This is a genomic window from Streptomyces griseoaurantiacus (assembly GCF_036189845.1).
Classification (GTDB): Bacteria; Actinomycetota; Actinomycetes; order Streptomycetales; family Streptomycetaceae; genus Streptomyces; species Streptomyces griseoaurantiacus.
On the sequence record NZ_CP108326.1, the window covers coordinates 5,943,901 to 5,969,129 of the forward strand.

14 protein-coding genes and 1 pseudogene are annotated in these 25,229 nt (G+C 67.8%); 12 read left to right on the forward strand and 3 right to left on the reverse strand.

Translation table 11 applies throughout. The features are described from left to right. Window positions 1-385: 385 nt before the first annotated feature. From OHB09_RS26350 to rsgA, 8 genes and pseudogenes are all read left to right on the forward strand, one after another. Complete coding sequence (locus OHB09_RS26350) at window positions 386-4,126, forward strand: LamG domain-containing protein (protein ID WP_407077369.1); 3,741 nt, start codon at window positions 386-388, stop codon at window positions 4,124-4,126. A gap of 158 nt (window positions 4,127-4,284) precedes the next feature. Then, window positions 4,285-9,925 (forward strand): annotated as a pseudogene (locus tag OHB09_RS26355) (RHS repeat-associated core domain-containing protein); the annotation flags it as partial. Between the two features lie 210 nt (window positions 9,926-10,135). Further along, the gene (locus OHB09_RS26360; protein ID WP_328922639.1) at window positions 10,136-10,777 is read left to right on the forward strand and encodes a hypothetical protein; all 642 of its coding nucleotides are present in this window, start codon (window positions 10,136-10,138) and stop codon (window positions 10,775-10,777) included. After that, window positions 10,774-11,133, forward strand: coding sequence for a hypothetical protein (locus OHB09_RS26365; RefSeq protein ID WP_139062940.1), 360 nt, complete (start codon window positions 10,774-10,776; stop codon window positions 11,131-11,133). Before OHB09_RS26360 ends, OHB09_RS26365 begins: the two co-directional genes overlap by 4 nt. Before the next feature lie 218 nt (window positions 11,134-11,351). Next, window positions 11,352-12,509 (forward strand): ISAs1 family transposase, encoded by a 1,158-nt coding sequence (locus OHB09_RS26370; protein WP_435846938.1) that lies wholly within the window; start codon window positions 11,352-11,354, stop codon window positions 12,507-12,509. Between the two features lie 280 nt (window positions 12,510-12,789). Further along, entirely contained in the window at window positions 12,790-13,911 is a 1,122-nt protein-coding gene (locus tag OHB09_RS33350; RefSeq protein ID WP_329523646.1) for an RHS repeat-associated core domain-containing protein, read from the forward strand. Window positions 13,912-13,929: 18 nt separating this feature from the next. Further along, window positions 13,930-14,274, forward strand: coding sequence for a hypothetical protein (locus OHB09_RS26380; protein ID WP_191851950.1), 345 nt, complete (start codon window positions 13,930-13,932; stop codon window positions 14,272-14,274). Window positions 14,275-14,913: 639 nt separating this feature from the next. Continuing rightward, window positions 14,914-15,978 carry a ribosome small subunit-dependent GTPase A gene (rsgA, locus tag OHB09_RS26390; RefSeq protein ID WP_328923062.1) on the forward strand — a complete coding sequence of 355 codons (1,065 nt, stop codon included), beginning with the start codon at window positions 14,914-14,916 and terminating at the stop codon, window positions 15,976-15,978. Window positions 15,979-16,006: 28 nt separating this feature from the next. Here the strand turns inward: rsgA and OHB09_RS26395 are convergent, their stop codons facing one another. Beyond that, window positions 16,007-16,993: a helix-turn-helix domain-containing protein gene (locus OHB09_RS26395; RefSeq protein ID WP_006143323.1), complete on the reverse strand. Its 987-nt coding sequence runs from the start codon at window positions 16,991-16,993 to the stop codon at window positions 16,007-16,009. 476 nt (window positions 16,994-17,469) lie between these two features. On the opposite strand from OHB09_RS26395, the gene OHB09_RS26400 reads away from it, so the two are divergent. From OHB09_RS26400 to OHB09_RS26410, 3 genes are all read left to right on the forward strand, one after another. Beyond that, complete coding sequence (locus OHB09_RS26400) at window positions 17,470-18,966, forward strand: protein phosphatase 2C domain-containing protein (RefSeq protein WP_328922640.1); 1,497 nt, start codon at window positions 17,470-17,472, stop codon at window positions 18,964-18,966. A 146-nt stretch (window positions 18,967-19,112) separates the two neighbouring features. Further along, the gene (locus OHB09_RS26405; RefSeq protein ID WP_006143321.1) at window positions 19,113-20,855 is read left to right on the forward strand and encodes a pyruvate dehydrogenase; all 1,743 of its coding nucleotides are present in this window, start codon (window positions 19,113-19,115) and stop codon (window positions 20,853-20,855) included. A 224-nt stretch (window positions 20,856-21,079) separates the two neighbouring features. After that, window positions 21,080-21,634, forward strand: a complete 555-nt coding sequence (locus OHB09_RS26410; protein ID WP_328918374.1) for an ATP-binding protein — start codon at window positions 21,080-21,082, stop codon at window positions 21,632-21,634. Window positions 21,635-21,683: 49 nt separating this feature from the next. Here the strand turns inward: OHB09_RS26410 and OHB09_RS26415 are convergent, their stop codons facing one another. Next, window positions 21,684-22,724, reverse strand: a complete 1,041-nt coding sequence (locus OHB09_RS26415) for a DUF2637 domain-containing protein (RefSeq protein WP_006143319.1) — start codon at window positions 22,722-22,724, stop codon at window positions 21,684-21,686. Between the two features lie 371 nt (window positions 22,725-23,095). Continuing rightward, window positions 23,096-23,986, reverse strand: a complete 891-nt coding sequence (locus tag OHB09_RS26420) for a (2Fe-2S)-binding protein (protein ID WP_371788008.1) — start codon at window positions 23,984-23,986, stop codon at window positions 23,096-23,098. 168 nt (window positions 23,987-24,154) lie between these two features. Between OHB09_RS26420 and OHB09_RS26425 the strand changes: the two genes are divergently transcribed. Beyond that, window positions 24,155-25,003 (forward strand): GntR family transcriptional regulator, encoded by an 849-nt coding sequence (locus tag OHB09_RS26425; RefSeq protein WP_328922641.1) that lies wholly within the window; start codon window positions 24,155-24,157, stop codon window positions 25,001-25,003. Window positions 25,004-25,229: the final 226 nt, after the last annotated feature.

A 25,229-nucleotide genomic window follows, 5' to 3' on the forward strand; every position in this document is an offset into this window, starting at 1 on the left:
GGAACTCGTTCCTCCATTTTTGAGACAATGGCCGACAGACCGCTGGCTGAAATTCATGTGAAGCATGCCGTGTCGCAAAAATGCTTGCGTCGTCCGGTCGTTGTGGCAACTGTCCCTGAGTATTCCGTTTCTAGTGGCATCCATCGGTGACGGCAGTTTTGTCTCACGTGTTCCTCGATTTCTTGGTGCGAGACTCGTCGCCCCTTCGTGAGCCTGGTGCGGCCTTGGGGCAGTACTTATCCGTGCAGTCAACCCGGAAAGGATATTTCGAAGTGATGCGCATCACGCCGCGTTGACCGCAGCGTGTAGCTGAGAGTTGACTGTGCGGGACCTTTACAGAACCTGCATACGGGGGGACTCCGTGAAGACGGAGCAGAGTGGCGTGATGTCTGCGTGGAGGGCGCGAAGATTACGCGGCGTACTGTTGGGGGGCGCCACGCTCGCACTCCTGGTGTCGGGGATGCAGGTTTTACCGGTGCAAGCCGCTGCGACATCCGGCGGGGCAACCGAGGATGTGATCGGTGCCCCCACCGCATCGGCTCAGGCCCAGGCGTCTGGCAAGCAGGTGGAGGTCACGGGTGATCGTACCGAATACTCCACAACGGTAGCCAACCCGGACGGTTCCTTCACGCTTACGCAGGCCACGACGCCTGTACGGGTGAAGCAGGCCGACGGTGCCTGGGGTGAAGTCGACCCTGTGCTTGAGCGCCGCAGTGACGGGCGGGTCGCTCCGAAGGGAGCCGTCGTCGATGTGTCCTTCTCCGGTGGAGGGCCGGGCGCGGGCATGATCCGCCTGGGGGCCGGAGGGCGATCGGTCGCGCTGGGATGGGCCGGCGACTTGCCGGCCCCCTCACTGAGTGGCCCAACTGCCACTTACGCCAACGTGTTCGATGGAGTGGATCTGCAACTGACTGCCACCGCCGAAGGTTACCGAGAAGTTTTGGTCGTCAAGACGGCTGAGGCGGCTCAAATGTCACAGCTGGAGCAGGTCAGCCTGCACGCATCGGGGGATGGCCTGGCGGTTGTGCCAGGTGCGGGTGGTGGTCTGCGTGCAGTCGACGAAGACGGCAACGCTGTCTTCCGAGGGCCCGCAGGGCAGATGTGGGACTCAGCCGGTGGCGCTCGATCCGGGCCGCAAGCGCAGTTACTGCGAGGTGACGCCACCGTGAGCACCGATGCGGGTGACGGGGATTCAGCACAGCCGGGGGAAGGGGACAACTCCGCGGTGCTGCCCGTGCATGTGGATGACAGCACTGTCGCTGTTCATCCGGATCTACACCTGTTGCGAGGCAACGACACCGTCTATCCGGTTTACATCGATCCCTCCTTCGGCCTGGGAGTGTCCGAGCGTACGAAGATCTCGTCCGATGGCGACAAGTTCTGGATGTTCAACGGGGACAAGGGCGTCGGGAAGTGTGGTAGGGCGGACGGTTACCAGTGCGGTAGCGGCTACGTGGACCGCATGTACTTCGAGTTCGCCCCTACCAAGCTGGCCGGCAAGTACGTTCTTGACGCTACCTTCCGGGCGCGTGAGACCTGGTCGTTCAACTGTGATCCGCACTGGGTGGACTTGGAGCGCACCAACAACATCTCGGAAGGCACCCGGTGGCCGGGGCCCGAACAGCTGGACCAAATGGGCGATCGCTACGTGGCTGCGGGCCGCGGCGATCTGTGCAGCCCTGACCAGCCGGACGCCTGGATCGAGTTCAATGACAATCCCGATGAACCGGACGAAAACCTCAAGAATACGGTCCGTTCATTCGCCGACGGCAAGATCAGCAGGTTGACGCTGATGCTCCGGGCCAAGGACGAGAGCGACCCGCGGGCCTGGAAAAGGTTCGACGACAAGGCAGAGTTGCAGGTGATCTTCGCCTACAAGCCTGGTGTGCCGAGCAAGGTAGGAGTCATCCCCGGCGAGGGCACCACCGCCTACTGCAACAAGTCGTCGGATCCCCTGATCGTGACGCGCAAGGACCCGATGGTTCAGGCGGGTGTGCAGACGCTGGTGGAGTCCCACAAGGGCGACGAGGAAGGTTCCCTGCAGGCTGAGTTCGTCATGGAGCGGGGCGATGATGCCGCTTGGCACCAGGTGTGGAGCGGATACAGACCGGACTCGGGATGGGACCCGGACGGCACGCTGGAGAAGATGCGTACCACCGACCGTGCGGACATGGGTCTGTACCGGTACCGGACGCGTACACAGTCCCACTGGTCGTACAAAGGCAAGAGCGGGGACTTGTGGTCCGGATATTCATCCTGGTGCTACCTGAAGATCGATTCGACTGCTCCGAAGGCTCCGCGCATCACCATCGGCTCCCCGTACACCGAGTGTGCGGCGGTCTGCGAGGGCAACGGCGGCCCCGGTGTACCCGGCTCCTTCACCTTCCGGCCCAACACCGCTGACATCGACGGCACCGGGCATACGGATGTGACGGCCTACGAGTGGAAGTTGCTCTCCACCCCCGCCAAAGCTGTCAAAGGAAGCAATGAGGTGACGGTCGGCAATGTCACTCCGCCGCTGTCGGGCACGCAGGTGCTCTCGGTGCGCGCCAAAGACGTGTACGACAGGTGGGGAACGCCGCAAGAAGTCACCTTCAAGGTGGCTCCCGCCGCAGGAGCGGTAGGCAGCTGGCACCTGAATGATGGCGCGCCCGGCTCGGGTGTGATGGCGGCCAAGGACACGGCCGCTGAGGGAACTCGTCATGACGCCACCCTGGTCGGTGAGGCCGGGACGGGCTGGTCGACCAGGGCGCGCCGTGGGGATGCTGACTATTCACTGCGGTTGAACGACAACACCAGCAAGCCCGAACAGCAGGTCGGCTACGCGGCGACAGGCGCTCCGCCGATCAATACCCGTGACTCCTTCACGGTCTCCGCCTGGGTGCAGCTGTCGGACGCTTCAGCCAATCGCACGGTGCTGTCCGCACCGGGCGGCAACGGCAGCGCGTTCACGCTGTACTACTCGAGCGCCTACCGGAAATGGGTGTTCAACCGTACGGACAGAGACCAGACGGGCCCGGTGTACATCCGCTCGCTGGCCAATCAGGAGAACCCACCACTGAACGTCTGGACACACCTGGTCGGGGTGTTCAAGACCGAAGGTGCGGACAACCTGCCGGACACCGACCCGTCCAACGACACCATCCAGTTGTTCGTCAATGGTCAGCCACAGGGCGAACCGGTAGTCCTGTCCAAGACTGCTGCCACCTACACCCCGTGGACCGCCAGTGGCGGCCTCCAGTTCGGCCGCGCGCGAGTCGGTGGCCAGTTCGGGGAGTACTACTTCGGACTGCTCGACGAGATCGAGGCATGGCAGCGCCCGCTGTCCACCGAAGAGCTTGTCGAGGAGGCCGCACTTCATCAGGAGGGTGTGCCAGCCAACGAACTCGTGGGCGAGTGGGACGCTACGTCTGCCAAAGGCAGCGAAATCGCCGAGAACACCGCATATCCGCTACCCTCGATGAAACTGTCCGCCGCCGGCGCCACCCTGAATGAGGACGACAACGCCCTCGTCTTGGACGGCAAGACCGGGTACGCCACAGCTACCGGGCCGGTCGTGGACGAAACGGGGTCCTTCACCGTATCTGCGAGTGTCCGGTTGGACTCCGAGGGGCTCGAGGCCCAGCCGATCGGATATCGCGCCCAAGTGGTCGCACAACGCATGGGCGGAGATTCCTCCTGGTCTCTATGGGTGACCAAGCCCGCCGACGGCACTTATCAATGGCAGTTCGCTCGCACCGCCTTGGGCCCGGACGGCAAGCTCGCACAGAGCGCTCAAGTCCTCGCCGCTGACGTCGCCGAGACGGACACGTGGGTTCAGATCACTGGCGTGTTCGACGCTCAGGAGTCCTGGCAGTGGGTGAATCCCTCGGACACCTCCCAGATCGAAACCCGTTACGGAAAGCTCCACCTGTACGTCGGTGAGTACGACCAGTGGTCGGACGACACCTCAGGATTCTCCGCAGCTCAGCAAGGAAGTGGTGAGCTCAGCCTGGGCCGGGGCACCACGAATGGCACCACAGGCAATTACTTGCACGGTGGTCTGCAGGACGTACGGATCTGGACCGGCGCGATGACCGCGGATCAGGTCCGCTCCCAAGTGATGGGCACTCCCGACAACCTCTGATCCCCAACGTGCCGTTTCCGGCCGGGCGCCTCTGCCGCACAAGAGCACCCGGCCGCACGACAGCGCATGCCCTGCGCGTTCATTGCTCGGCCAGCTTCATCCTTCTCAACGGTAAGCGCTCGCAGGCACCCGTACGGCGCCAGGAGGAAGAACCCATCATGATTGCTTTCGGCATCCCCAGGCCCGCAGGCGGAGAGGGCGGCAGAGCTGCATCCTGGATCCGCCGTATCGCCGCTACCACCGGCCTGGCCCTCCTGCCGAGCCTGCTCACCCCCGTAGCGTTCGCCTCCCAGGCAGACCCGATGGGCAAGCCGCACCTGAGTTCGTCCCACGCGACCAAGGTCACGACTTTCACCGCCAAGGTCAATGGACGAGCCGTCGCGATGGTGCGGGATGGTGTCGAAGCCGATCGGACAGCGTCCGCGCTGGCCCGCCGCGACCGGCGGCAGAAGGCTACCTGGCCCACGGCCGGGAATGCCTCACTGCGCATACCGGCCAACGGAAGTGCCAACGCCGCCCCCGGTGATCTGCCCGTCACACTCACCGCGCCCTCCTCGGGCACTGTCGCCAAGACTGTTACCGTCGAGGTCCTGGACCACAGGAGCGCCTCCCGACTCGGCGTCAAGGGAGTCGTCCTCAAGGTCACTGGTAACCAGGGGAGTGGCAAAGCCCGCTTGGGCGTCGACTACTCGGCCTTCTCCTCCGCCTATGGTGGTGACTGGGCCGGACGCCTGCATGTGTACCAGCTGCCCGCATGCGGAGGGGAGGACCCGACCAAGGCCGCCTGCCGCACACGTCATGAGCTGCCTTCAGACAATGACCGCGCGCAGCAGACCGTCACCGCGCCTTTGACTCTCGGGGCCGGCAACCACCCGATGATCCTGGCTCTGGCGGCCGGTACCCAGTCGGGTGCCGGTGACTACAAGGCGACCCCACTGGCGGCCTCTTCCACATGGGAAGCCGGCGGCTCCTCCGGCTCCTTCACATGGTCCTACCCGCTGCGTGTGCCGCCTTCCGCTGCCGGACCGCGGCCGGATCTGAACATCTCCTATGATTCCGGCTCCGTCGACGGACGTACCGCCAATACGAACAACCAGGGAAGTCAGGTAGGTGAGGGCTTCGATCTCACCTCTTCCTATGTCGAGCGGAAGTACGGTTCGTGTGACGACGACGGCCAGGATGACAAACACGACCTGTGCTGGAAGTACGACAACGCCTCCCTCGTCCTCGACGGCAAGGCAACCGAACTCGTCAAAGACGACACCACCGGTGCCTGGCGGCTGAAGAGCGATGACGCCTCGAAAGTCACTCGCTCCACTGGGGCGGACAATGGCGACGACGATGGTGAGTACTGGACTGTCATCACCGGCGAGGGCACCAAGTACGTCTTCGGCCTGAACAAGTTGGACGACGCCGCTGCGGATGACCGCACCCAGTCGGTGTGGGCTGTGCCGGTCTTCGGCGACGATGCCGGGGAGCCCGGATACAACGATGGCTCTTCGTTCTCGCAACGCGACCGCAAGCAGGCCTGGCGGTGGAACCTCGACTACGTCGAGGACACTCACGGAAACGCCATGTCGTACTGGTATGCCGCCGAGCACAACAACTACGACAAGCTGGGCGACGACAACACAGGTAGCGATTACACTCGCGGCGGCTACCTCAAAGAGATCCGGTACGGGCAGCGTGCCGGAACTCTCTTCTCCGCCTCCCCAGCGGCCTCGAACAAGGTTGTCCTCAGCTACGAGGAGCGCTGCCTCGCCTCCGGAAACGGCTGCGACTCGCTGACCGACGACACGCGGGACAACTGGCCGGAAGTGCCGTTCGACGCGGTCTGCAAGGACGGCGACAAATGCACCGGCAACGTTGGCCCGACATTCTTCACGCGCAAGCGCTTGACCGCCGTCACCACCTACGCATGGAACGCGGCCGCTTCCACGCCCACCTTCGAGCCAGTAGACGTGTGGACGCTGAAGCAGCTCTATCTCGACCCCGGCGACACCGGCGACTCCACGGACCAGTCACTGTGGCTGGACCAGATCAAGCACACCGGCAAGCGTGGCACCGATCTGTCTCTGCCACCCGTCACCTTCACGCACGAGATGCGGGCGAATCGCGTCGACGGAAGCGGCGACGACATCCTGCCGCTGCACAAGCCCCGCCTGAAGACCGTCACCTCCGAAACCGGCGCGCAGACAATCGTCACCTATCTGGACGCAGACTGCACGGCGGGCGGGCCCAAGCCGAAACTGGACACGAACACCAAGCGCTGCTACCCGGTGTACTGGTCACCCAACGGTGAGAAGAACCCCGTCCTCGACTGGTTCCAGAAATACCCGGTCAGTTCGGTGTCCACCACCGACCCCCAGGGCGGATCCGAAGCCGTCCAGCACAGCTATCAGTACGCCGGCGGCGCCGCCTGGCACTACGACGAAGATCCGATGACGCCCGCCAAGGAGCGCACCTGGTCCATCTGGCGAGGCTACGAGAAGGTCACTCACCTCGTCGGAGTCTCCACGGGCACGCAGAGCAAGACGGTGACCGTCTATCTGCGTGGCATGAACGGCGATCGAGTCCAGGGCTCTGACGGCAAGACCCCGGACCCTGACGCACGCCGGAGCGCCAAGGTCACCGGGGTCAAGGCGGCGGAAGTCACCGATTCCGAGCAGTACGCGGGCTTCACACGCGAGACCGTCACCTACAACGGTGACAGTGAAGTCGGTGGTGTCATCAACGACCCCTGGTCGCACAGGACCGCCACCCAGCACAAGTCCTACGCCGATACTGAGGCGTACTACGTCCGCACCGCTGCCACGCATGCACGCACGTACGTCACCAGCGGTGTGGCGCCCCGGGACCGTACCCGCACGGTGGCGACGACGTACGACGACTACGGCATGGCGGCCACCGTGGAGGATCGCGGCGACGACGCCGTAACCGGGGACGAGAAGTGCACTCGTACGACCTACGCGCGAAATGACGCCGTAGGCATCAACTCTCTCATCGCTCGCGTGCGCACCGTGGCGAAGCCCTGCACGGCAAAGGAGAGCAGCCTGGACCTGCCGACCGATGCCTCACGCCCTGGTGATGTCGTCTCCGACACGGCTACCGCGTTCGACTCAAAGAGCTACGCCGAGAAGCAAACTCCGACCAAGGGCGAGGCCCGTTGGGCCGGCCGGGTCAAGTCCTATGCCGCTGATGGCACTCCGAGCTGGCAGAAGATGTCCACCACCGATTACGACGCCCTGGGCCGTCCGGTACAGGTGAAGGACACCAACGATCTGACCCGCTCCACCACCGTCTACACGCCTGAGAAGACCGGGCCTCTCACCTCCACCGTCGTCACCGATGCCAAGCAGTACGGCACGACCACTGTCCTCGACTTTGCCACCGGCGCCGCGACGAAGGTGACCGACCCCAACAAGAAGGTCACCGAATCCGAGTACGACAGTCTCGGGCGCGTGATCAAGGTGTGGTTGCCGAACCGCCTCAAGGCGCTGAGCAAGACGCCGAACTACGTGTACGACTACAAAATCACCAACTCTGCCATGTCCTGGGTGTCCACCAGCACCCTCAAAGGCGACGGATCGGCGTACAACACCAGCTACACCTTCTACGACTCACTGTTGAGGACCCGCCAGACGCAGTCCCCGACTCCGCAGGGCGGTCGACTGATTTCCCTGTCTCTCTACGACGCGCGCGGCCTCGCTGTCAGCCAGCAGTCCGACATCTGGGACAGCACTTCCACGCCCAACGGCACGCCAGTGGAAACCTCTGGCGGGCAGGCGCCACTCCAGACGGACACCACCTACGACGGCGCAGCCCGGAGCATCAAGACGGTCACCAAGGTGCACGGCGAAAGTCGCTGGAGTATCAACACCACCTACACCGGTGACATGGTCGCCACCAGTGCGCCGACCGGCGGCCAGGCGAAAGCCACGGTGACGAACGCTTTGGGACAGACCACCGAGAGTCGTGAGTACGCAGGTCCCATCCCCACCGGCACGGAGTACAACACCACTCGCTACACCTACATGCCGGCCGGTCAGCAGGAGACGATCACCGGCCCCGATGACGCGGTATGGAGTTATCAGTACGATCTGTTCGGCCACCAGACGGGGAGCACCGACCCCGACAAGGGACGCACCACAACTCAGTACGACACCCTTGACCGGATCACCCGGACCACCAACGCCAACAGCACCGACAACACGCTGCTGTACGAGTACGACGATCTCGGACGCAAAACCGGCCTGTGGCACAACGACAGGACCGACGCCAACAAGTTGGCGGCATGGACCTACGACTCACTGGCCAAGGGCCAGTTGGACACCTCTGTCCGCTACGACGGCGGCCTGAGCGGAGGCAAGGCGTACACCCAGAAGGTCACCGCCTATGACAACCTCTACCAGGTCACCGGTAGTCAGTTGATCTTGCCTGACGCCGAACCGCTCGTGAGTGCGGGCGTCCCGAAGACGCTCTCCTTTACGACCGGCTACAACGTGGACGGGTCCGTCAGTCAATCCAGCGCCCCGGCGGTCGGCGGACTGCCGGCAGAAACCGTCTCGTACACCTACAGTGCCACCGGCCAGCAACTCACCTCAAAGGGAACCACCGGCTATCTGCAGGGGGCAGCCTTCTCGCCACAAGGTGACCTGCGCCAGCTCACCCTTGGCACGGACGGCAGTACCTCAGCGAAGAAGGCCTACCTCACGTGGTCCTACGAGGAGGGAACACGCCGCCTCACCCGGTCCCAGACCACCGATGACATTCACAGTTATCCGCTCCAGGACCTGAACTTCACCCAGGACGACGCAGGCAACGTCACCTCGATCTTCGACACCACCACGCTCGGTGGCACGGTCAAGGCCGATTCCCAGTGTTTCGCGTACGACGGTTACAGCCGCCTGACCGACGCGTGGACACCGTCCACCCCCGACTGCGCAGCAGCCGGCCGCACGATCTCCCACATCGACGGTGCCGCCCCCTACTGGACGTCCTACACGTACACCGATGGTGGTCAGCGCAAGACAGAAACGCAGCACACCTCCTCGGGTGACAAAACCACCACTTACACCTATGACGGCACTGCGGATGCCAAGCCCCACACTCTGGACAGCGCCACCGGCGCACGATCGGCCACCTACACGTACGACAGCACCGGCAACACCACGTCCCGCCCTGGGGCCGGCGCTCAGCAGACGCTCACCTGGAACACCGAGGGACAACTGGCCAAGCTCACCGAGAAAAATCAGGAGACCGCCTACCTCTACGGCCCCGCCGGTGACCTGCTGCTCCGTAGGGCCAAGGGGGACGGCGACACCATCCTCTACCTGGGGGGCAACACCGAGGTTCGCCTGACCGCGAAGGGTACGACGAAGGCCCTTTCCGGTACTCGCTACTACACGGCCAACGGCCAGACCATAGCCGTCCGCACAGCTGTGGCAGGGACGTCCGGGACGAAGCTGAGCTTCCTTACCGCGGATCACCACGGCACTTCCAGTGTGGCCATGGAATCCGGTACCTACGCTCTGACCAAACGGTATTCCTCCCCCTTCGGTGCGTCCCGCGGTGGCACGAAGGCAACTACCTGGCCGGACGACAAGGTTTTCCTGGGCAAGCCGGCCGACGAGTCAACAGGCCTCACCCATGTCGGGGCGCGCGAGTACGATCCGTCGATCGGGCAGTTCCTCAGTGTTGACCCGGTCCTGGCCGCTGATCAGCCCCAGTCGCTCAATGGCTATGCCTACGCCAACAATAGTCCGGTCCACTTTCAGTGACCCGACAGGACTGTGCCTTGACCCGGGGAACGGGCGCTGCGAGCCCGATGACGGCGGCCATCGGGGCTCCCAGCCGCCAGACCCGGCATACGGCAACGTCAACCCGCCCTACAACGGCCCCTATGACGGCACCCGCGAGAGCGTCGGGCTCGGCACTGCCCGGACGGACAGTTCAGGGAACACGAGCAGCGACGGCGGCGGCTGGGGCTGGGGCTGGCTGAAAGGTCCCTTGGACAGCATCAAGAACTACGGTTCGGCGATCATTTCTCAGCCGGACATATGGATCGGCGGCGGCGAGACGGTCGGCAGTATTTTCCTGATGGGCTTCGGCGGGGACTTCGCGTTGGGTGGGAGCCTCGCATGTGCTACTGGCGTAGGTTGCCTCATCGGAGCCCCCGTCGCCGTAACCGGTCTGGGGGTAGCCAGCATTGGTGCTGCCGGTGCGGGCGACGGGATCAGCCGCATCAACGACGGGCTAGGGAAGGCTCTCAGGGAGGCGAAGGCGGAGTCTTCGGGTTCGTCTGCGGCTGGGCGGACCTTCACGTCCGATGACCCACTCGTGGGGGACGTGGCCACTTCCATTGATGCAAAATATCCGGGCTTGGTTGAAGACGTCAACGTTCCTGCTAGTCGACCCGATGGGTCTACGCTGACTGACTTTGACATAGAGTTGAAGAACGCGGTGATACAGGTCAAGGCCGGACCGGGTAAAGGGGCAGGCAGTCAGGTGTCGCGAACGCAAGAAGGGACCGATAAGCCGGTCATCGTTTATGGGCCGAAATTGCGGCCGAGTGTCGTCAGGGAAGTCAATAATCGAGGTGGCATAGGAGTTACCTCGATGGATGATCTTTTGAAGGTGATAGCCCCGTGAAAACGATGATCGTCTGCGTTCCGTGCGGAGTGACGCTTGAGCAGGTTTGCGGCGAGTTGTTGGCGGCAGGATATGACGTCGACTCCGTGAAACATCGGCTGACTGTGTCCGGGGTGAATTTACTTGCATGGATTGAAGTGGATGTTGACGGTGAACTGGAAAGGGAGTATGAGCCGAACGAGCGTACCCTTATTGAAGGAATTGTAGGGAAATGGCGTGCTTTTATGATCGATTACCGTTCCCTTGAATCGGCTGACGCGGTGATTGCTATCATTTCCCACAAGTGGCCTTGCGCTGTGGACAATGATGATGATTTTTTGGGGGCGGCGGAGGTGTACCTTTCGCGTTACCGATAGAGGGTCCTGCTCTTCCGGGTGTGTGGGGCCTGTGTGGCCAGGGTCTTTGAGAAGTGCGGAAGTGGGGGTTCGTCTGCTGCGCGCTGGATGTGACGGCTTGTCGACTTCTGCCGGGCAGGGCCCCTGGACGCAGAACAGGCATGGCCGCCGGTGATCATGTGGGTGTCGAGTCCGTATGAGTACCGAGCGAGTCCATGCCTGCGCGCCCATCTTCCCGTATGCCCTCATGCCTCCAGCAATTGGGGGACACCTCTGGCTCCGCCCCGCCTGAAACAGTCGCTGACTTGCGGAATCATCTGGCCGCAGTGCCTGACCCACGGTCCCGTCGCGGCATCCGTCACTCGTGGACGGCACTGCTCACTGCCGCGGCCGCCGCCGTTCTGGCCGGTGCCGCCTCGGCCACGGCGATCGGAGAATGGGTCGCTGGCGCCCCGCAGCGCGTCCTGGCCCTGCTCGGGTTCCGGCCCGACCCGCTGACCGGCCTCATCCGGCCGCCCCATGCCACGACCATCCGTCTCGTCCTGGCCGCCGCGGACGGCGACGCCCTCGACCGCGCCATCGGCGACTTCCTCCTGGAGCGCCAGACCCCGGCCCCGGGACGACGAGTCATCGCTGTCGACGGCAAGACACTCCGCGGCTCCCGCACCGCTGGCCGGCCTGTCACCGTCCTGATCGCCGCGATGACTCACAGCGGCCAGGTCCTCGCCCAACGGCAGGTCGGCGGCAAGAGTAACGAGATCCCCGCGTTCGCTCCGCTCCTGGACGGCATCGATCTCACCGGCGTGGTTGTCACCGCGGATGCCCTGCACCCCCAGCACGACCACGCCACCTACCTGCTCGAACGCGGGGCCCACTACCTGGCCGTGGTGAAGCGGAACCACCCCGGGCTGCACGAGAAGGTCCGGGGTTTGCCCTGGAGAGACATCCGCCTGGACCACTACGAACGCGGCCGGGGCCACAACCACGACGAGATCCGCCGTCTCAAGACGGCCACGTTCGCTCACCTCGACTACCCGCACGCCCGCCAAGCTCTCCAAGTCGTGCGCTGGCGAAGGGACCTGGGCACGGGCATGTTGACGATCGAGCGGATCTACCTGGTCACGAGCCTGCCGCCCGGTGCGGCCACCGGCAGCGAACTCGCCGCCTGGATCCGCGGCCACTGGCGGATCGAGAACCAGCTCCATCACGTCCGCGACCGCACCTTCCACGAGGACGCCTCGAAGATCCGCACGCGCCGCCTGCCCCGCGTCATGGCCGGCCTGCGCAACCTCGCCATCGGCGTCCACCGTCAGGACGGCCACACCAACATCGCAGCCGCTCTCCGCCGCACCGTCCGCGACCACCTACGGCCCCTCACCACTCTCGGCCTGGCATGACGAACCCGGACACAAGATCACTTCTCAAAGACCCTGCCTCTACGGCCCCGCCGGTGACCTGCTGCTCCGTAGGGCCAAGGGGGACGGCGACACCATCCTCTACCTGGGGGGCAACACCGAGGTTCGCCTGACCGCGAAGGGTACGACGAAGGCCCTTTCCGGTACTCGCTACTACACGGCCAACGGCCAGACCATAGCCGTCCGCACAGCTGTGGCAGGGACGTCCGGGACGAAGCTGAGCTTCCTTACCGCGGATCACCACGGCACTTCCAGTGTGGCCATGGAATCCGGTACCTACGCTCTGACCAAACGGTATTCCTCCCCCTTCGGTGCGTCCCGCGGTGGCACGAAGGCAACTACCTGGCCGGACGACAAGGTTTTCCTGGGCAAGCCGGCCGACGAGTCAACAGGCCTCACCCATGTCGGGGCGCGCGAGTACGATCCGTCGATCGGGCAGTTCCTCAGTGTTGACCCGGTCCTGGCCGCTGATCAGCCCCAGTCGCTCAATGGCTATGCCTACGCCAACAATAGTCCGGTCACTTTCAGTGACCCGACAGGACTGTGCCTTGACCCGGGGAACGGGCGCTGCGAGCCCGATGACGGCGGCCATCGGGGCTCCCAGCCGCCAGACCCGGCATACGGCAACGTCAACCCGCCCTACAACGGCCCCTATGACGGCACCCGCGAGAGCGTCGGGCTCGGCACTGCCCGGACGGACAGCTCAGGGAACACGAGCAGCGACGGCGGCGGCTGGGGCTGGGGCTGGCTGAAAGGTCCGCTGGACAGCATCAAGAACTACGGTTCGGCGATCATTTCTCAGTCGGACATACGGATCGGCGGCGGCGAGACGGTCGGCAGTATTTTCCTGATGGGCTTCGGCGGGGACTTCGCGTTGGGTGGGAGCCTCGCATGTGCTACTGGCGTAGGTTGCCTCATCGGAGCCCCCGTCGCCGTAACCGGTCTGGGGGTAGCCAGCATTGGTGCTGCCGGTGCGGGCGACGGCATCGGGCGTATCAGCGATGGACTTGGAAAAGCCTTCCGTGAAGCAGAGAGTGCAAGTTCCAGGTCTGGGGCTAAGTCTGCAGGTGGTGACCTGGGGTCGGATTGGAAGGCGGCTAGCCCTTCCAAAATCACGGGTAGCAACGGTTGTGAGGAATGTGCTGTCGAAATTCAGTCCAAGATCGGTGGTGAGCGTATGAGAATAACCGATTCTTACGGTGCTCCGTCCCTTGGTAAGTACCGAGAGGAAGATACGAACCGGGTTCATCACGATGTGGTACTGCGGGAAGGAAGGGTATACGATGCCTGGACTGGTCGACATGGTGAGCCAGTAAATCAGTATATGTCGCGGTGGGAGTATGGAGAATACCTTAAAATGTCGCCAAGCCCCTACGCTCCCTGAAGGGATATTGTGGAATTCTTGCAACTCTTGAATGATATCAAAAAGCGTCCGAATTCATATGGGCTGGATGATGGATATCGCGAATATGTAGCCTTTTTTAATGGCGTTAACGCTGCAACGTGTGGGCGCCTCCTCGAGGGTTTCTCTGAACACCTGGCTAGAAAGCTGGGTGAGGGGCAGAATCTCTACTGGGCATTGATCGTGGTGCGGTTGGGAGTAGTCCCGCGTGAGGTGCGCGATATTAACGAACTCCGCGGAAGCGAAGAGGAAAAGGTTGTTGAACTCTTGTTCCGGGAGCTCGAGGAATTCGTGGCCAATCATGTGGGTGAGCAGAATTTTCGTGCCCCAGGATTTCCTCGTTGAACGGTTCTCATCCTGTCCTGCAGAGGTGAAGGTGTAGTTCAGCGGGGTGGTGTGACGAGGCAAGGCTCCTGATCGTTGCGGTGGTGTTCTCTACGCACCACGCTTCGCTCCGGGGAGCCTCGCTTGGTCCCGTGGTGAGCCACGCTCGACGTCCCGCATGAGCTGGCCGAGCATGTCTCATGGCTGATCCATGCCCGAAGGTGTGAACGCGGAACGCGGTGGCGCAAGCTGGGCTGGTTCCACCAGGCGGTCGCCTGGGCATTGCGAAAGGGGATGCTGAGCCGGCCGGGGCGGGAGCCCGTCGGAAAAGCGGTGGCGTGGCGTGGAGGGCGCCTCTAGGGTGGGGGTCGCTTCGGGCGGTGCCATGTGTGGTGTCGTCGCGTGTGGAGGACGAGGAGGTGTGACCGATGGCTGTCTCTGTGGTGGGCCGTGCCCGCAATCAGTCGTTCGTCTCGTTCACCTCCGCGGCCGTTGGCTGACCTCTTCCTCGCGGTGTCGTAGCCGTGAGGGCGGTCGGGGCCGCCCCTTGAAGGGTTTCCCTTGACTTCCTCCTTCCTTTCGGGTTTCTCCGGACCTTCCGGTTCATCCGGTTCTTCCGGCTCTTCTGGTTCCTCCGTTTCCTCCGCCTCCTCGCACCCCCTGGCCGCCTACGGCTGGGACGAGGGGTGGGAGGCCGCGTTCTCCTCCCACGCCGACCAGGGGCTGCTGGCCGGCCGGGTCGTGCGGGTCGACCGGGGGCAGTGCGACGTCGTCACCGCCGGCGGCACCGTGCGGGCCGACACCGCGTTCGTCACTCCGCACGACCCGCTGCGGGTCGTCTGCACCGGCGACTGGGTCGCCCTCGAGCCCGGAGGCACTCCCCGGTACGTGCGGGCGTACCTGCCGCGGCGGTCGGCGTTCGTGCGGTCCACCTCCTCCAAGCGGTCCGAGGGGCAGATCCTCGCCGCCAACGTCGACCACGCCATCGTCGCCGTGTCGCTCGCGGCGGAGCTCGACCTCGCCCGCGTCGAACGGTTCCTCGCCCTGGCCTGGGAGTCCGGGGCGCAGCCGCTGGTCGTGCTGACCAAGGCCGATCTCGTGGCCGATCCCCTGACGCTGTCCCACCTCGTCGAGGACGTGGAGGGCGCAGCCCCCGGGGTGCGGGTGCTCGCCGTCAGCTCGCTGGGCGGTGACGGGCTCGACGTGCTCGGCGCCGCCGTCACCGGCGGCACGTCCGTGCTCCTCGGCCAGTCCGGCGCGGGCAAGTCGACTCTCGCCAACGCGCTGATCGGTGAGGAGGTCATGCGGGTGCACGCCACGCGGGACGTGGACGGCAAGGGCCGGCACACGACCACCACCCGCAACCTGCTCGCCCTCCCGGGCGGCGGCGTTCTCATCGACACCCCGGGACTCCGCGGGGTCGGGCTGTGGGACGCCGAGACCGGGGTCGGCCAGGTGTTCGCCGAGATCGAGGAGCTGGCGCGGGAGTGCCGGTTCCACGACTGCGCGCACGGCGCCGAGCCCGGCTGTGCCGTGCTGGCGGCGATCGACGACGGCCAGCTGGCGCAGCGGCGGCTGGAGAGCTACCGCAAGCTCCAGCGCGAGAACCAGTGGATCGTCGCCAAGACCGACGCGCGGGTCCGTGCGGAGCTGCGCCGGGACTGGAAGCGGAAAGGGGCACAGGGGCGCGCGGCGATGGAGCTGAAGCGCGGGCGTCACGCCTGAGTGAGGGACGGGTGGCACGGCGAGTGCTTCACCGCCGTGCCACCCAGCCTCTTTCGTAGGCCTGCCAGCCGAGTTGCAGCCGGGTCGTCACCCCGGCGATCTCCATCAGGTGCCGCACCCGGCGCTGCACCGTGCGCAGGCCCAGTTCGAGCTGCTTGGCCACGCTCGCGTCGGTCAGGCCCGCGAGGAGCAGGGACAGGATCTCCAGGTCCGTGCCGTCGGGGCCCTCCGGCTGCTGCTCCCGCACCGCGCCGTCCCGGCCGAGGCGCAGCGGCAGCGCCTCCCGCCACACCGTCTCGAACAGCCCCGACAGCACCTCCAGCAGACCACTGGCGTGCACGACCAGCGCCGCCGGTTCGGCGTGGGGGGAGGAGACCAGCGGCACCATGGCGAGCGTGCGGTCGGCGACGACCAGCTTCGTCGGCACCCGCTCGGCGACCCGCACCCGCTCCTCCCGGCCCAGCGCGGCCGACAGTTCGCCGACGGCGGCCGGGCCGTCGAGCACCGCGCGCTCCACCACCACGCGGTAGCGCACGCCCCGGGCGGCGGCCTGCTCCTCCGCGTGGTTCTCGGCGGCCGTGACGGCCATGGGCGCTCCGGTGACCAGCGCCTGGACCTCCTCGGTCGCGCCCAGCTGGAGCTGCAGGAACCGCTGCGCGACGGCCGCCGCCCCGGTCACCACCTCCACCAGGTCGTGCACCGTCGGTTCCGCCGCCCGCGCCCGGTACTCCTCGGCCAGCAGCGCCGCCGTCAGTTCCGCCTTCTCCAGCTCGTGCCGGTGCTGGGTGAGCAGCGCGCCGAGCGCCACGCCGGGCGGTGCGGCCACCCAGCGGCCGGGCCGGGAGGAGGACTGGGCGGCCAGACCGTGCCGCTCCAGCCGGCGCAGCGCGCGCTCGGTGTCGGGCTCGCCGAGGCCCAGCCGGCGGGCCAGATCGGGTATGTCGGCGGCGCCCACCGACACCAGGGCGCGGTACGCCGCCTCGTGCGTCTCGTCCAGACCTATCGCTGCGAGCATGCGGCGACGTCCCTCCCCGGGTTCCGTGTGCGTCCTGTGCGTCCTGTGCGGTGGCGCGTGGTGCTCTGAAACTGGTGCGGCGGCTGTGGCGTGTGTGGTGCGTGTGGCGGGAAGCTGCCATGACGCAAACCCGCCCGCCAACATCATCGCCGTATCCCCGTTCACTCTGACAAGGTGGCGCCACCGCCGGTCGTACGGGGCTGTTCAGGTGTCCCGTACGGGGCGGGCCGCGCGCGGTGCTCCACCGCGTACTCCTTGTCCGCCACGGCCGGTTCCGAGCCGCACGTCCTTCGCTCGGTGGGCGGTTCCCGCCCGGGTCCGCGGACGCCGCCGGACGGTCCTCCCGTGGGGGGTGGGGCCGTCCGGCGGTGCGTGCGGGGGCAGCGGTGTCCCGGTGGACCGGCAGACGCCCAGGGGCGCGCGGTTTTTCCGGATGCGCCGTTTTCAAGCGCCTCGCGCGGGCGACAATTGGGGGCATGAGCCAGCAGGGGGAGAGGCGGGAGCGGCCCATCGGCCGCGAGGACGACTGGTGGCGGGAGCTGTACGACGGTTCCGCGCAGGACGCGGGGCCGAGTGCGGCGGGTGACTCCCTGGACGACCGGTTCGCCTCGGCGGGAGCGGTCGTGGAGAACGTCGTGGGGACGACGGAGGAGGCGCCCGAGGAGCCGAAGCCGGACGCACTGGAGGACCCGGGAAAACCGGAGGAGCCGGACGAGCCTGGCAAGTCGCACGGACCGGGCAAGTCGTACGGGCCGAGCAGGCCGTACGAGCCGCCGGAGTCGGGGGCGCCGCCGGAGTCGGGGGCGCCGGGGTTGCCGGGAAGATCCGGGGGCCTGGAGGCGCTGGGAGACCTGGGCGCACCGGAAGACCAGGAGGCACCGGAGGGCTGGGGCGCGCCGGAGGACCCGGGTGAGCCGCAGGACCCGGGTGAGCCGCAGGACCTGGTGCCGCCGCCCCCGGTCCCGCCCCGGGGCGCCGCGGGCGTCCCCCACGTGGGGTCCGGGCCGCCCACCTACGAGGCCGAGCCCACCGCGCTGCCCCTCGCCGAGCCGGACGCGCTCGGGGACGTCGTCCCGGACACGGTGCTGGACGGAGCCCGGTACGGGGCCTGCACGGTGCGGGCCGTCTCGCTGCGCGGGGACTCCGGGCGGTTCCGCGGGGAGCCGCGACGGGACGCGCTGCTCACGGCCCGTTTCGGCGGCGGCGAGGACGCGCTGGTGTTCCTCGCCGTGGCCACCGGCGCCCGCGGCACCCCGGGCGCCCACCGCGCCGCCGCCGCGCTGTGCCGGCACATGGGCCGCGCCGTCGGCCGCAGTCACGCCCGGCTCGCCGAGGACATCCGCGCGGGGCGCCGCGGCGACCTCAAGTCGGGGCTGCAACGGCTCACCGACCGCTCCCTCGGCCGGCTCCGCGCCGAGGCCGTCGAGCGGGGCGCGGACCCGGACACGTACACCGCGAGCCTGCGCTGTCTGCTGCTCCCGGCGGACCCCGGGTGCCGGATCCGCGTCTTCTTCGGCGCCGGCGAGGGCGGGCTGTTCCGACTGAGGGACGGCGAGTGGCAGGACATCGAACCCCGGGCCGGTGAGGGCGCCGAGGGCGCCCGGGGCGCGGACCGGCTCACCATGGACCTCGGCATCGCCGCCCCGCCGAGCCCGTACCGCCCCGCCCCCGAACCCGCCCGGGCACCCTTCCGCTTCCGTGCCTCCGTCGCCCGCCCGGGCGACGTCCTGCTGCTGTGCACCGCCGGGCTCGCCGACCCGCTGCGCGGCGAGCCGGAGCTGCCCCGGTACCTGACGGACCGCTGGGCGGGGCAGGAGCCCCCCGGCCTCGCCGCCTTCCTCGCCGACGCCCAGGTCCGGGTCAAGGGCTACGCGGACGACCGTACGGCCGCGGCGGTCTGGGAGAGGAGAGAGGCGTCGCACGCCACCCGTGGGCACACGGGGGACGGGGCGGGCCCCCGGGGGCCCGGGTGACCGGATGGTCGCACCGGGGGCCCGGCGGAGTCGCGGCGTCCCGGCGGGTGTGGATGGATGTGACGGGGGCACCCCGTGCCGGGCCCGCCACCGTCACACCGTCAGGCCGTCACCGGGGCGACCCGCCGAACCGAAGGGCATGGACCATGGCAAAGCAGACCGTCGCCGAGCAGTTCGTCGACATCCTGGCGCGTGCCGGAGTCAAGCGGCTGTACGGCGTGGTGGGGGACAGCCTCAACCCCGTCGTGGACGCCGTCCGCCGCCATTCCGCCCTCGACTGGGTGCACGTACGGCACGAGGAGACCGCCGCCTTCGCGGCCGGGGCCGAGGCGCAGATCACCGGACGGCTGACCGCCTGCGCCGGTTCCAGCGGGCCCGGCAACCTGCACCTGATCAACGGCCTCTACGACGCCCACCGCTCCATGGCACCGGTCCTCGCCCTGGCCTCGCACATCCCCTCCACCGAGATCGGCCTCGGCTACTTCCAGGAGACCCACCCCGACCAGCTCTTCCGCGAGTGCAGCCACTACAGCGAGCTGATCTCCAACACCCGGCAGATGCCCCGGCTGCTGCAGACCGCGATCCAGCACGCGGTCGGCCAGGGCGGGGTGAGCGTCGTGGCGCTGCCGGGCGACATCGCCGGTGAGCCCGCGCCCGAGCGGGCCGCGGAGACCGCGCTGGTCACCTCCCGGCCCACCGTCCGGCCGGGGGACGAGGAGATCGACCGGCTGGTCGACATGATCGACGCCGCCGACCGGGTGACCCTCTTCTGCGGCAGCGGCACCGCCGGGGCGCACGCCGAGGTCATGGAGTTCGCCGGGCGGATCAAGGCGCCCGTGGGGCACGCGCTGCGCGGCAAGGAGTGGATCCAGTACGACAACCCCTTCGACGTCGGGATGAGCGGTCTGCTCGGGTACGGGGCCGCCTACGAGGCCACTCACGAGTGCGAGCTGCTGATCCTGCTCGGCACCGACTTCCCCTACAACGCCTTCCTGCCGAACGACGTCAAGATCGCCCAGGTCGACGTGCGCCCCGAACATCTCGGCCGGCGCTCCAAGCTGGACCTCGCGGTCTGGGGCGACGTGCGGGAGACCCTGCGGTGTCTCATCCCGCGCGTGCGGGAGAAGAAGAACCGCCGCTTCCTGGACCGGATGCTGAAGAAGCACGCCGAGGCACTGGAAGGGGTGGTGAAGGCCTATACCCGCAAGGTCGAGAAGCACGTCCCCATCCACCCCGAGTACGTGGCCTCCGTCGTCGACGAACTCGCCTCCGAGGACGCCGTGTTCACCGTCGACACGGGCATGTGCAACGTGTGGGCCGCGCGGTACGTCTCGCCCAACGGGCGCCGCCGGATCATCGGCTCCTTCTCGCACGGCTCCATGGCCAACGCGCTGCCCATGGCGATCGGCGCGCAGTTCACCGACCGCAGGCGGCAGGTGATCTCGCTCTCCGGCGACGGCGGCTTCAGCATGCTGATGGGCGACTTCCTCACCCTCGTCCAGTACGACCTGCCGGTGAAGGTCGTACTGTTCAACAACTCCTCGCTCAGCATGGTGGAGTTGGAGATGCTCGTCGCAGGGCTCCCCTCGCACGGCACCGCCAACACGAACCCCGACTTCGCCGCCGTGGCCCGGGCGTGCGGGGCGTACGGGGTGCGCGTCGAGAAGCCGAAGGATCTCGCGGGCGCGCTGAAGGACGCCTTCAAGCACAAGGGTCCGGCCCTCGTGGACGTCGTCACCGACCCCAACGCCCTGTCGATCCCGCCGAAGATCAGCGCGGAGATGGTCACCGGATTCGCGCTGTCCGCCTCGAAGATGGTCCTCGACGGCGGTGTCGGCCGCATGCTGCAGATGGCCCGCTCCAACCTGCGCAACGTGCCGCGCCCCTGAACCGGGGTGCCGTCCCGTCCGTGGCGAAGGGTGGGGAGGCAGGCCCGGTGGGCCCGGACGGGACGTGACGGACACCCGGCGCACCCTTGACGGTGCGCCAGGACTGGCCCGGCGAACGGCCGGGCATGCATCCCCGTGAACGTGTTCGAGCCGAGGGACGACGACCACGACCACGACAGCGATCACGAGCCACGGTGACGTACGGGTGGGGAATCCGGGGGATCATGAACAGGCAGCCGGTGTCGGAGTTACGGAGCGCCAGGAGCCGGGCGGGGCGGGGCGGAGACGTCCGACTGCGGTGCGGACTGGACGCGTCGGACCTGCGGTCAGTGCCCGAAGTGCGGCGCGAACTGCGGGAGTTGCTGGACGGCCGTGCGGAGCGGGACCGGTGTGCCGTCGCCGAGCTGCTCACCAGTGAACTGGTCGCCAACGCGCTCGTGCACACCGACCGCGAGGCGGTCGTCACGGCCGTCGTCTCCGGACGCGGACTGCGCGTGGAGGTGCGGGACTTCGCGGAGCGCGGCCCCGTACCGCGGTCCTCTCCCGTGCGGGAGGAGACGGAGGCGGACCGGGAGCGGACGCACGGGCGGGGGCTGCTGCTGGTGCGCGCCCTCGCCGACGCCTGGGGTGTGCGGGCGCACGAGGTGGGCAAGTCGGTGTGGTTCGAACTGACCGATCTGGCGGCCGGCCCGACGGACGACCCGACGGCCGGCGCGGCCGACGGGGCGGCGGGTGAGGCGGCGGCCAGAGGGCTCCCACTGGACGGGGACGCGGCCTGAGGTTCAGGCAGCGTCCCCGTGGCAGTACCGGCTCACCGTGTGTCAGTGCTCAGCCGAACTGCTGTTCCAGGTCCTTGAGCTTGCGCTCCAACGAGTCGAGCCGGGGGAGGGCCTGTGTGTCGTCCTCCGAAGTGAGGTCGACGGTCATGGACTCCGAACCACCGGGCCGGACGGGCTGCAGAGAGGGGCGGGCGGCACGCGCGGGCAGCTCCGCCTTGGCTATCGCGGGGTCCGCCTGGGCGGGAGCCCGCTCCACCTCGACCTGGTGGCCGCCGCCACCGCCACCCCGGCCGGGCAGCCCGCGGTGACCGCGGCTGATCGCCTTCAGATGCGCCCGCTCCAGCTTCTCCTGCTCGCGTCGGCGCTGCCGGTTCTGCTCCTTCTGGCGCTGGTCCTCGCGGACCTCCTCGACGGCCTCCTCCAGGCTCCGCACGCCCTCCAGCAGCATCAGCGACCACGCCTTGTACGTCTCGCGGGGCGCCCGCAGCCAGCGGACGACACGGATCTGCGGCAGCGGCCGCGGCACCAGACCCTGCTCGCGCAGGGCGGCCCGGCGGGTCTGCTTCAGCGCGCGGTCGAACAGCACGGCCGCGGAGAGCGACATGCCGGAGAAGAACTGCGGCGCGCCCGCGTGGTCGATGCCCCTGGGCGCGTGCACCCAGTTGAACCAGGCGGCGGCACCGGCGAAGGTCCACACCAGTATCCGGGAGCCGAGCGCGGCGTCGCCGTGGCTGGCCTCGCGCACCGCGAGTACGGAGCAGAACATGGCCGCGCCGTCCAGACCGAAGGGAACGAGGTACTCCCAGCCGTCGGAGAGCCCGAGGTTCTGCTGGCCGAAGCCGACCAGACCGTGGAAGGAGAGGGCGGCCGCCACCGCCGCACAGCAGAACAGCAGTACATAGGAAGCGGTGCCGTACAGGGCCTCCTTGCGCCTGCGGCGCTCCTCGGCTCGCTCCCACGAGTCGTCCGCGCTCGCGCTCTCCCCGGAGGTGCGCTTGCCGCGCGCGAGCACCGCCACCGCCGCCAGCATGCCCAGGAGCAGTACGGCGCCCGGCAGGAGCCAGTTCAGCGATATGTCGGTCAATCTCATCTGGGGTCCCTTGCATTGGGATAGGGCGTAACGCCCGCCATAGTGGCCCACTCCCAAGGCCCCTCAGGGGGTTTCGGGGCAAGAGGCCGCCAAGGAGGTGCAAGGGGATGCCCAGGGCGGCGTTCTGCTCGAACTGCCGCGTGAGGGGCGGGAGTTGAGTTCGAATAAGACTACCCGTAAGGGTGGTTCCACGGAAAGTTCCTGCGCCGAGTGAGGATATTGTGAACTACCTGTGATCTGCGCGGGGCGATGCCGGATCGATACCGTCCGGTACGGGTGTCCTGTTCGAAGTTGATCTTACGGCACGCGAAGGCCCGCCCCTGTCCGGGCGGGCCTTCGGTACGTGTGCCGGTGCGGCGGCTGACGGGAGCTCAGCCGGCCGCCGGGGTCGTCAACTTGGCGACCCGGTCCTCGTCGCAGGTGCGGGGGCAGGTGACGCAGGTGTCGCCCGGGTTCAGCGTGTAGAAGAGGCAGCAGCTCACGCGGTCGCGAGTGGTCAGCGACTCGCCCCGCGGGCCGGTCAGCTCGCGGAACGCCGGGGTGCCCGCGTACGGCTTGGCCGTGCCCGGCAGCAGCGCCTCCAGCTCGCGCATCGCCCGCCGCTCCTCGTCGAGCAGGGTGCCGACGTACCAGAGCCCTTCCGTTATCTCGTCCGTCGCCATGCCCCACAGGCCCCGCCCGCGACGCCGCATCACCGGGCCGAAGGCGCCGAGCACCGGCTCCAGGTGCTCCGCCACCGCCGCGCGCAGTTCCGCGCGCAGGGCCTCCTCGTCCCGTACGACGCGGGCGCCGGGGACCGAGGCCGCCGGATCGCCGGGCAGGCACGCGAAGCCGGCCGGGCGTGCGGCGATCCGGCCGTGCTCGCGGTCGTGGGCGACCCGCTCCACGGGCAGGTACGGCACCCTGCGGTGCAGGAACCAGGGGAGGGTGAACAGCAGACAGGCCGGCCAGGCGTAGCGGTGCAGTCCGAAACCGGCCACGACGTCCGGGCGGCCGGGCCTGCCGTGGTCCCGCAGGACCTGCTCCCGGTCCCATGCCAGATACCTGTCCAGTGCCTCGGGGTCCCGCGCGAGCGCCGCCGCGCCGGCCCAGGCCCCGCCCTCGGGCAGCGCCTCGTCCGGCCCGAGTGCGAGGAAGGTGATCCAGGGCAGTGCCTCGGCCACCCGGTCGTACGACTCGGCGAGGACGGCGGCGACGGTGCGGGGTGCTGCGGCGTCCATGACGGTGCGGTCGGCGGGGCGGATGGCCGTGGACAGGAGCATGCGTTACCACCGGGGTCGCGGGGCTTGCAGAGGTAAGGCTTACCTTAGCGCACCCTTCGGCGCTTTGACCTTCGGGCGGGTACGCCTATCGTTCTCCCCGACTGGTGACAAAGGCGCGGCAATGCCCTCAATGGGTGCCGTGTGCCGTCAAGTCCCTTAGGAGTACCCGTGGAACAGGCCGCCTCACGTCATCCCGCCGACAGCCTCGGGTTCAGCGACTCCCGCCCCCTCGCCTCCTTCGAACCCCGGGGGGCCGCACGGCCGCGGGCCGGCGGGCCCGAGCGGGGCCGGCCCGTCGCCGAGGGGGCCGCGCGCGGCGAGCACACGCACGCGGAGTTCCCCGTTCCGCTGCCCCGCACGGGCGGGCGGCCGGTCGTGCGGCGCACCTCGGTCCGGGGGCAGGTGCTGGAGGCGCTGCGGGCGGCGCTGGTGGCCGGGGAACTGGAGCCGGGCGAGGTGTACTCGGCCCCGGTGCTCGGCGAGCGGTTCGGGGTCTCCGCGACGCCGGTGCGCGAGGCGATGCAGCAGCTCGCGCTGGAGGGCGCGGTCGAGGTCGTGCCCAACCGGGGGTTCCGGGTCGTCCAGCGGGACGATCGCGAGCTGGGCGAGCTCGCGGAGATACGGGCGCTGCTGGAGGTGCCGGTGGTGCTGCGGCTCGCGCGTACGGTGCCGGCCGGGCGCTGGGCGGAACTGCGGCCGCTGGCCGAGACGACGGTACGGGCCGCCTCCTGCGGTGACCCGGCGGCGTACGCCGAGGCGGACCGGGCGTTCCACCGGGCGGTGCTGGGGCTCGCGGGCAACGAGCAGTTGGTGCGGCTCGCGGACGATCTGCACCGGCGGGCGCAGTGGCAGGCGCCGGTGCGTGGGGGTGCGGGGGCGGTTGCCCGCCGGGGGCCGGGGTCGCTCGTCGCGGACGCGGCGGAGCACACGGCGTTGCTGGACGCGTTGATCGCGCAGGACGCGGGGGCGGTGGGGGCGCTGGTGCGCGACCACTTCGGTACGCCGGGGAGCATGTGACGCGCGTCACGAGCGGGGTGGGGCGCCTGAGGGGGTGGGTGGTGTCGGTGCGTTGGCGGGTGCGGGTGAGTGGGGGCTGGTCGCGCAGTTCCCCGCGCCCCTGAGGGGGTGGGTGGTGCCGGTTCGTTGGCTGGTGCGGCTGAGTGGGGGTTGCTCGCGCAGTTCCTCGCGCCCCTGAGGGGGTGGGGGTGAGGGTTGGCTGGGAGGGGGTGCTGGTTGGTGGGCG